The following is a 9174-nucleotide window of genomic DNA, read 5'->3' on the forward strand; positions in this document are numbered from 1 at the left end:
GGGCGTGGCCCTGGCTGCCGTAGCCGATGACCGCGACCTTGCGGCCCTGGATGATGGACAGGTCGGCGTCGGCGTCGTAGAACAGCTCGGCCACTGGATTCCTTTCACAGCCTCGCTGAGCGAGGCGAACGGGTATGTGGTTTCCCAGCCCTGGGGCGGGGGGATGCGTCTACGCGGCCGGCCTGATGTTGTGGTTGAACCGGAACACGTTGTGGGGGTCGTAGACGTGCTTGAGGGCAGCTAGCCGGGCGTACCGCTCGGCGCCGTAAAAAGCGCGGACCTCGGCCTCGCTGAGAGCCTCGTCGGGCGCTAGAAAGTTGAGAATGTGGTGGCGGGCTCGCCATGGAGCCATGCCGCGGGTGTAGGTGCCGATGAACTCGCGCATGGCGCGCAGTTGCGTAGGGGTCCCACTGCCTACCGCGAAGGTCATGTAGGGCGTGCCCCGGGAAGGGACGGAGTTGGGCCGGACCGGCTCCCGGTCGAGCGCCCCGCCCAGTGCCCGCACTTCCACGTTCTTCATCGGGCAGCCGGAACCGGGTCCAGTGAGCTCCATGAGCCGGTCCAGGGTGGCAACGGAGAAGTCCCGCAAACCGAAGCTCGTCTCCACGAGCGGCATGCCGCGGACAGGATCATTGTGGATTTCGCCTATCTCGCCGAATGGACGCTCGGCGAGCGTGTCGCGGACGGGGGTGGCAGCGGCGCGCAGAGGCTCGGCGATCCGCGCGCCCTTCGCAATGTCACCGAGGTGTCCCAGGCGGACATGCAGAACGAAAGCACCGCGCAGGGACTGCGGCAGCACCGCGGCGTCAGGAAGTCGCTGGACCGAGAAAGAGGTGGTGGTCTCCTCATCGAGCGTCGGTATCAGGGTTCGCCAGGCTTCCAGGACCGGCCGCATCTCCTCGCCGCGAAACCACAGACCTCCGCCGTAGAAGCGGGACATGGGGAAGACGTCGAACTCCATGCGTGTGACGACGCCAAAGTTACCCTTGCCACCCAGCAATGCCCAGAAGAGGTCGGGGTCGCTGTCGGCCGTGACCTCGCGGACGGCACCGTCGGCGGTGACGACCTCTATCCAGCGGACGTGGTCGGCAGCGTAGCCCAGGGTGCGTCCCAGGAGGGGGCTCAGGCCGCCGCCCAGGGTGTAGCCGACGACACCGACGTGCGGGGCGGAACCGGCGATCGGGGCCAGACCCACGCGCTCCGTACGGAGAAGCACCTGGGCCCACGTCACACCGGCACCCACCCGCACGACGCGCCGCCCGGGGTCGACGGATATCTCCTGCAGGCGGTTGGTGGTGATCAGCAGAGCGTCCTCCGCCGTGGGAAATACCACTTGGTGGCCCTGGTTGCGTACCGCGACCGGCATGCCGTGACGGCCTGCATAGCGTATGGCGGCCACCACGTCGTCGGTGGACGTGGCACCCACAACAACCGCCGGTGTCAGCGGACGGGAAAGGTTGAACGTGCGACATTCCTTTCCGTAGGCGAAGTCGTCGGGCAGCAGCACGGGGCCCTGGACCGCCACGCACAACGATGCGTGACCTGCCATGTCCGAGGGTGCGCCGTTGCTGCTGTGCACGACGTCCGAACCGTTGTAGAGCATTGCTTCACCGTGAGTCGCCATCGAGGGCCGAAAGCCGGAACGCGCGGCCCCGGAGGGGCGGCCGCCTCGTCGCCGCGCAGGAGCAGGACGACGAAAAGCCAAAGCGCAACGGGCTTGCTTCCGCGACGACCCTAGGTGATCTCGTTGTGCCTTCAAACCAATTCCGCCTGGGTGTACGCAACGGATACACCTTCACAGGCTTGATCAAGGCTTCTAGCGCTGCAATGGGCGTTTCCGTGCAGAACATCTAGGGGAAAACGCACCGGCTACTCACAGGAACCACGCATTCCGCCGGCGCCGCCCCCCGCGGCCCTCGCACCAAGGATGTCCTGACGTTCACCGGCGGACATTCCACCCCACACGCCGTAGCGCTCCTTGTAGTCGAGCGCCATCGCGGCACAGGCCTCGATGACCTCGCACCTGCCGCAGATGCGTCGGGCCCGTTCCTCGCGCCTCCGGCGATCACGGCCCTTCTCCCCCGGCGGGGAGAAGAAGACAGCACTGCTCATTCCGCGGCAGGCCGCTCGCTCCTGCCACTCCCAGTCGCTCAGCAGGGGTACCAGTCGGGTTCGCATCTTCTTCTTCCTCCTTCCTTGCCCCGCATGGCCCGAACTTCTGGCCGTCGTACGGGGTTTCTTGCTCTTTATCCTCTTTTGCGGAGCTACCTCCATGCATCTGTCAGATGACTGACACTGGTCGGTTTATGACATAGACATGCCAACCAGAAAGAGCTGCATATGCATCGCCCGGTAACACCCGGGGACCACGCCCACCCGATCGGGAGCGTGATCCCCACGGTGCACGACGCGCGTTCAGACCTCGGTCGAGGACGTGTCGGTACCTGCGTCCCCCGCCTCCTCAACCCCGTCCTTCTCAAGGCTCAGGTAGAACACCGAGTGCCCCTGCTTGAGGCGCTGCGCGCTGCTCCGGGCCACCAGCCCCTCCAAGGTGGTACGCACTACGGTCGTCTTGATGACACGGTCCGGATGGGCCTCACTCAGCGCGGTCGCGACCTCCGCAGCCGAACACGGCTGCGACTGCTCGGCAAGGTAGGCCCTGATCAGGGCCACCAGGGTCGGCGTCTGCTGCTTCCTCCTCGTGGCGCCGGGCCCGGCGACACCGGGCAGGTCATAGCCCCGGGAGGGGGACGCGGTAGGGACCTGCTGGAGAGGAATCCCACTCTCAAGGGCCTGCTGCATGGTCGCTAGCACCGTGTGATCATGCTGCAGAGTCAGCAGGCGAGCCTGCAGCACCTCGATCTCGGTTCGGACCTGGTCCTGTTCCTGCACATTCCGTTCGAGGTCTTTCGACAACTGGGAACTGTAATGCGTCAACAGCTCAGTAGTGGTCAGGCTGGCGTCAGGCATGCCGCAGACCCTCCTTGGTTCGGCTCTCGGACGAAGGCTCTATGTGGGTGTGTGTCACGCGGTTACTGAGGGGGCGTGTCTCAGGCGCTCCCACAGATACTACGCCTCGTCTCATTGCTCCGGCTGATCCGGTCTCACGGAGACCCACGCACTGTGTTACCCACGTGAGGAACCGAACCAAGGGTTGAGCCCAAGAAGTCACCTGACTTACTCGTCCCGCCGGTCACGGTTTGGAAGGGCCCATACCCATCACTGGATCAGCTCAGTGAGGGCATTCCAGTCCACGTCAGCCATCTCGCGGCCCCGCGGAACCAGGGCGTGGGAGCGGGAGAGCCACTCGGAGAGAGGGCCGGCGGGGACCTCAAAGAGCGCCGTGTGGCCGGTTCGAGCATCTCCTACCTGAATCCAGAGCGATCGCCGTCCCATGCGGCAGGTCGGCCAAATTTCCACCTCCCCCTGACCCGATCGGGCAGTGAGCCCGTCGGCCAGGAGCTCCCGAGCGAACACCCAACGCACCGGATACTCGCCTTCGGCGTCGAAGATCACCGTAACAGCGAGCGGATCACCAGTGTCGTACGAGAACTCGCAGGTAATCGGCACGGGCAGGCGCCGGGCGATCCAATGCGTAATCTCGACCGTGAGGCCACACTTCGTCATTTGGTACCTCCTGTAGAGCGAGCGGACCGCCCGCCGTCCCCGCGGGAAATGTCCCGACGCGACACGGTGAATCACACCCGGCAAAGCGCGTATGGGGGGTCTCTTTTTCAGTGCAACGGCCGAAGCGCTTTGTGACGGCGCCGCGAGGCGCCAGCAGCCTCTACCAGTCCGGTGACGACCAGGGCGGAGCCGGCGACATTGGCCAGCTGTCCCAGGGACGAGAAGGGAAAGGCGGTCATGAACAGGCCGGCCGAGACGATCACCGCGTTGAGCAGATCGTCGTAGGCGACGACGTGTTCGACCGTGGACGGGATCATCGAGACGGCCATCGTGAAACCGCGCAGAAGCAGACCGAAGCCCGTCCACACGCCGAGCAGGAACACCGAGTCGGCATGGCCACGAAGGAAAGAAAGCGCGAGGAAGAGCACCAGCAATCCGCCGGCGGCCAGAAGCCACCGCACGGGGCGCGGCACCCGCGCCTCTTGCGCGGCGAACAGCTGTAGCACGCCCTGTACAGCGAACTGAACTCCGAAGACGACCCCCATCATCGTCCGGGTCGGCTCAGGCGTCACCAACAGGCTCACGCCCACGCTCACCGATATCACCGCTCCTGCGAGCCTGGCGGCGCGTCGGCTCGCGCGGAAGTCGCTGACAGCGCTCGCCACCACCCGATGCGGAACGTACTGGCCCTCGAACCGCGCGGTGTGCGGCTGTGCCATGAGTCACTTCCCGTCTCTCCAGGTCCGGTGCGTGCAGTGCATCCGGACATGTCATCTCATAGCACCTGATCCGACCGCTTCGCGCTTCTCATGTCGCGGCCCGTCCCGAGGTAGGACCGCCGGCCGGAAGGCCGCCGGTGCCGAACCGGTCGGGCGGAACGGACGGTGCAACGAGTCACAGTGTCGTGACCGACCCGTCCCACCGGCTGTAGTGCACGCAGGACATCGCCTACGGGGTGTCCCTGCGTCCGGCCTGGGGAGGACCCCACAACCCCGCACCCGGACCTGCATGGATGTCGCGGAGGAGGGAGGCGCCCATAGCGTCGTACGGGCCCGAAAAATCCGGCTTCCCCGTGTCCCTGTGGGGTTGTCCCGACATCGCTCCTGGGGCGCGCCCGGATCACTTGTCTGGCGATCTCGACAGCCAGACCAGGGGCGTATTGACCACTATGTCTGACGACGCGGGGAAGGCCGCGTTCCGGGCACCGGGACGCGGCCTTGTGCCCGAGCGGCCGGTCACGTTCAGCACGACGCCGACCCGCCATCGGTTGCCGGCTCCACCGGCACTGACGCCTAGCGGTTCCGCACCCCCGTCGGTCGCAGCGAACACCGACTGCTGGAGGTTGCCTTGAGCCAGGCGACGGACATCCTTTGGACCATGTCAGGCACCGCCGACACGGTGGCCTCACTCCCCGTGCGCGGGCGCAAGGTGGAGCAGAAGCAGATCACCCAATGGGTACGCCGGCACGTCCACCGTAACGGCGGCGGCGTCCTCTGGATCGAGGGACCTGCCGGAGCGGGACGGTCACGCATGCTGGCTTGTGCTGGGAACGAAGCGGCTCTGGCCGGTGCGCGGGTGCTCACGGGCGCCGGAATGGCGCGCGGGAGGATGACGCCCTTGGCTCCGCTGCTGGACGCCCTCACCACCGAGGCGGACGACTTCGTCCAGAGACTGGGCAAGCGGGCCCGAGAGGAGACCACCGCCTATTGGCTGCTCCGCGAAATCGCCGGCCGACTACGCGAACTCACCCACGGCCGGCCGATCGTCCTTCTCATCGACGACGTGAATGACTGTGACGACCTGACTCTGCTGGCGATACGCACGCTCACGGTTCAGCTCGCCGAGATCCCTTTGCTCTGGGTGCTCACCTCCCGCTCCCACCCGGATGTACCGACCGTGCGCAGTCTGCGCCGGGACCTGCTCGCCCGGCAGGCCGCCCGGCTCGCCCTCCCCCCGCTCGCTCCAGAGGCGGTACGGCAGGTGGTAGGGGATCTCCTGGGGGAACAGGCCGCACTCACGGAGCCGTATCTCAGCTATCTCGGCGGGCTCCCGGGGACCGTACGGCAGTTGTGCGCCCATCTTCAAGAGATCACGCCTACCGGCCCGAACACGCCGCCGGAAGGCGACGTAAGCATGCCGACCGTGCTCACCTGGCTGGTCACCCGCCGCCTCGACGAGCTGTCCGAGGGCGCGCGGGAACTCGTAACGACTGCTTCTGTGCTGGGCGATACGGTCACGGTGCAGCACCTGGCCGGGGTTCTCGGCCGATCGGAACTCACGCTGATCACCCCTGTGAACGAGGTTGTGGCCGCAGGCCTGCTGCGAGCCGAGGACGACCGCCTCGTCTTCGTGCACGGAGCGTTGCGCGAGGTGGTCTCCGACACACTTCCAAGTCCTGTGCGGCTGTCTGTCCGCAGGCGGTCGGTGCAAATCCGTGAACAGGCGGGCGTGTCGAGGGTGTCGCTCGCTGCCGAATTGATCGGTATGGCCGAGTCCGAAGACGCATGGGCCGGGCGTATTCTGCGGGACGCCGCACAGGAGCTGGCCGTCGTGGCACCCGGCACGGCAACCCGATACCTGAAGCGCGCCGTGGAACTCACCGGGGGTGTGTGCCGCGAGCGGCAGCGTCTGACAGCCGAACTTCTTCCCCTGCTCTGGCAGACCGGTGAAGTCGCACAGGCCCGCGACCTGGCCCGCGAGGTCATCCAGACGCCGCCCGACGCCGCCACTCACGCTCGCGCCTGCCTCGAACTGGCACGGATGAGCAGCCAGTTCCGCTTCCCCCAACCCGAGAACCACATCCGGCAGACATACCGCCGTCGCGACGTCCCTGTATCCGTGAAGGATCAGTTGCTGGCGATCACCATGCTCACCCGCCTGCTGACCGGTGAAATCGACGAAACCGGTGGGACGGTAGCGGGCTCCCTGATGCGGACTCGCGGTGTGCACCCGGTCGGGGAACTGACGTACCGGCTCATACAGTCGATGAGCGCCGCCCACCGGCACAACTGGACGGATGCCGTGCGGCACAGTGACGCGGTGGCTGCACTCGTCGCGCAACTCGATCAGGGCCGCGCCGCCGCCCTTCCCGAAGTAGCCGTCTCCACCAGTTGGCGTGCCTCGCTACTGCATCTGTCCGGGGACGACCGCTCCGCGCTTAACATGGTAGATGACGCTCTGGAGGAGGCTGAACGGCGCGGGCGGCAGGCGCTATTGCCCCTGTGGCGGACCGCTCGGGCTCGCCTGCTTCTGGACAGCGGTCAACTCACCGCGGCAGCACGTGAACTGGCGGCCGCCGACGAGGCGATCGCGTGTACCGGACTGCCTTTCACGGGAGAACCCGCAGCCCTGTACACCAGGGCACGAGTGGCCTTCCACATGGGAGACGACGCGGGTGTCGAAGCCTGCGCGGCGCAGGCCGGCGCAATGCTGAAAAGCGAAGAACCACAACGGCGGCGCGCTGGGGCATGGGTCGACCTGATCACCGCTGCTTACCGCGACGAGGCGCTGACGGTCCGTCAACTCAACGCCGCATCAGCATACGTGAGACGTGGATTCAGTCACGCTGCCGTCATCGATCCCGGGGACGCGGTTCTGCTCGTACGGATGGCACTGGCGTGCGGCCAGCGGGAAGTCGCCCTGCGCATCGTCGAATTCATTGGAAGCCGGGTTCAGCACAACACACGTTTGCCTCTTTTCGAGGCGGCGGCGGCGCATGCGCGTGGTCTCCTGGACCGTGACCGGGCCAAGCTCACAGAGGCGGTGAAGCGGTACGGAACCGCCCGACCGCTTCTCAGGGCACAGGCGTGGGAGGACGCTGGCGTACTTTCGACGGCGACGGATGCTGCCGAGGCCCGAGCGTGCCTCGAACGGGCCTTGGAGAGTTATGAGGCCTGTGGGGCTGACCGGGAGAGCCGACGGGTGCGGAGCCTGTTGCGAAAGCTCGGCACGAAGTCAGTCACGGGGCCGGGCGCGCCGACCACAGCTCCGGGGACGCCCGACAGCGGCTGGCGCGGACTGACCCCGGCGGAACTGGGTGTCGTCCACCTGATCGCCCGTGGGGCGACCAACCGGCAGGCAGCGGAGCGGCTGTTCCTTTCACCGCACACTGTGAACACCCACGTACGTCATGCCTTCGAGAAGCTGGGAATTCGGTCCCGGGTCCAGCTGGCGCGCCTGTACCTCCAGGAAGTGGACCAGCCGGTTGAAGCTTTTTGAGCTTTGCAAGGCAGCCCATACAGGGGCTGTGGGGTAAACCCCACAGATGGCGTGTGGGCCGCACTCAGCCGACTGTGGAGCAGTCTCGACAGATTGCCGCACGTGCTCTGACCAAACTATGGAGCACAGCTTCGACACGAAAGCGAGAACCACAATGTCCCACCACCTCGACTCCCCCATCGCCCGCCAGGACCCCCGCCTGGACATCACGGACCTGTACGTGTTCCGAGGTGAGCAAGGCACCGTCTTCGTCACGGACCACAGTCACTCGCTCGCCGGCGAAGACATCCCCCGTGGTCTGCACCCGGAAGGCAAGTACGAATTCAAGATCGACTCCAACGGTGACGCCGTCGAGGACGTCACCTACCGCTTCACCTTTGCCGAGGCTGACGCGAACGGTGTTCAGACCTACGAGGTCCGCCGTCTGGCCGGCCCCGAGGCCAAGGACGACTTCGCCGAGGGAACGGTCATCGGACGGGGGCGCACGGGTGAGACCCTCGAACTGCCCGGTGGCAGCCGCGCCTGGGTCGGCAAGGCGGGCGACCCGTTCTGGATCGAGCCGGACGTCCTGCACGCGGTTGGCCATGCCTTCCAGGATGGTACCAAGGTGGACCTGTCCGGCTGGGACCCCAAGCAGGCGGCGAACCTGTTCGCGGGGCACACTGTCTACTCGATCGTCCTCGAGGTAGCCGACGGGGAACTGCTGCCCATCGCCGGTGAGGACCGCAAGATCGACGTCTGGGCCGTCGCCTCTCTGGCGACCGACGCGGGCGGCTGGCGTCCCATCAACCGGGCCGGACTGCCGATGATCCACCCGCTCTTCACGCAGTACAACGAGTCCCTCGGCGACCGTCTCAACGAGAACACGCCGGCCGAGGACGTCGAGCTGTACGGCAAGGCACTGACCGAGGCGGTGGCGGGCGTGGTGCGTGCTTACGGCACCGCCGAGGATCCCGAAGCCTACGCGAAGACGGTCGTGGACCGGATTCTCCCCAACGTGCTGCCCTATGTGGTCGGCACCCCGGCCTCCTATGGCTTCGCGCAGTGGAACGGTCGCACCCTGACCGACAACGCGCCGGACGTCATGTTCTCCTTCGCCAGCAACACACCGGTGACCCTGGGTATCGGCAAGGAGTCGATCACCGCCAAGCCGTCGCAGACCTTCCCGTACGTGCCGTCGGCGGCGTGAACGGTTTGACGGACCAGCCGTGGGGGGGGGGGGGGGGGGGGGGCCCCGGGGGGGGGGGGGGGGGGGGCCCCCCCCCCCCCCCCCAACAAAAGGAAGGGTTGTGAAGATGTAGGGCCACCCCCCCCCCCCCCCCCCCCCCC

General features: G+C 66.7%; 8 protein-coding genes. 2 read left to right on the top strand and 6 right to left on the bottom strand.

Translation table 11 applies throughout. The features are described 5' to 3' along the window. The 6 genes from ABZV94_RS37915 to ABZV94_RS37940 form a co-directional block, all read right to left on the bottom strand. The coding region (locus tag ABZV94_RS37915) for a hypothetical protein (protein WP_132791929.1) at positions 1-94 on the bottom strand (94 nt) is incomplete at its 3' end. A gap of 75 nt (positions 95-169) precedes the next feature. Continuing rightward, a complete protein-coding gene (locus ABZV94_RS37920; RefSeq protein WP_356348965.1) occupies positions 170-1603 on the bottom strand; it encodes an FAD-binding oxidoreductase in 1434 nt (477 codons plus the stop codon). Between the two features lie 266 nt (positions 1604-1869). Beyond that, a complete protein-coding gene (locus ABZV94_RS37925) occupies positions 1870-2178 on the bottom strand; it encodes a WhiB family transcriptional regulator (RefSeq protein WP_356348966.1) in 309 nt (102 codons plus the stop codon). A gap of 237 nt (positions 2179-2415) precedes the next feature. Beyond that, positions 2416-2970: a hypothetical protein gene (locus tag ABZV94_RS37930; protein WP_356348968.1), complete on the bottom strand. Its 555-nt coding sequence runs from the start codon at positions 2968-2970 to the stop codon at positions 2416-2418. Between the two features lie 249 nt (positions 2971-3219). Next, on the bottom strand, positions 3220-3627 hold the full coding sequence (locus ABZV94_RS37935) for an SsgA family sporulation/cell division regulator (RefSeq protein WP_356348970.1): 408 nt from the start codon (positions 3625-3627) through the stop codon (positions 3220-3222). Between the two features lie 107 nt (positions 3628-3734). Further along, entirely contained in the window at positions 3735-4346 is a 612-nt protein-coding gene (locus ABZV94_RS37940) for a DUF308 domain-containing protein (protein ID WP_356348972.1), read from the bottom strand. 658 nt (positions 4347-5004) lie between these two features. Between ABZV94_RS37940 and ABZV94_RS37945 the strand changes: the two genes are divergently transcribed. Both ABZV94_RS37945 and ABZV94_RS37950 read left to right on the top strand, forming a co-directional pair. After that, positions 5005-7845: a LuxR family transcriptional regulator gene (locus tag ABZV94_RS37945; RefSeq protein ID WP_356348974.1), complete on the top strand. Its 2841-nt coding sequence runs from the start codon at positions 5005-5007 to the stop codon at positions 7843-7845. A 118-nt stretch (positions 7846-7963) separates the two neighbouring features. Beyond that, on the top strand, positions 7964-9034 hold the full coding sequence (locus ABZV94_RS37950; protein ID WP_356348977.1) for a DUF4331 family protein: 1071 nt from the start codon (positions 7964-7966) through the stop codon (positions 9032-9034). Positions 9035-9174 lie beyond the last annotated feature (140 nt).

It is taken from the genome of Streptomyces sp. NPDC004658, from assembly GCF_040609555.1.
Classification (GTDB): Bacteria; Actinomycetota; Actinomycetes; order Streptomycetales; family Streptomycetaceae; genus Streptomyces.

Coding starts and splice junctions, on each gene's coding strand:
- ABZV94_RS37945 (WP_356348974.1), top strand. CDS start 5,005: ATGTCAGGCACCGCCGACACGGTGGCCTCACTCCCCGTGCGCGGGCGC.
- ABZV94_RS37930 (WP_356348968.1), bottom strand. CDS start 2,970: ATGCCTGACGCCAGCCTGACCACTACTGAGCTGTTGACGCATTACAGT.
- ABZV94_RS37925 (WP_356348966.1), bottom strand. CDS start 2,178: ATGCGAACCCGACTGGTACCCCTGCTGAGCGACTGGGAGTGGCAGGAG.
- ABZV94_RS37940 (WP_356348972.1), bottom strand. CDS start 4,346: ATGGCACAGCCGCACACCGCGCGGTTCGAGGGCCAGTACGTTCCGCAT.
- ABZV94_RS37935 (WP_356348970.1), bottom strand. CDS start 3,627: ATGACGAAGTGTGGCCTCACGGTCGAGATTACGCATTGGATCGCCCGG.
- ABZV94_RS37920 (WP_356348965.1), bottom strand. CDS start 1,603: ATGCTCTACAACGGTTCGGACGTCGTGCACAGCAGCAACGGCGCACCC.
- ABZV94_RS37950 (WP_356348977.1), top strand. CDS start 7,964: ATGGAGCACAGCTTCGACACGAAAGCGAGAACCACAATGTCCCACCAC.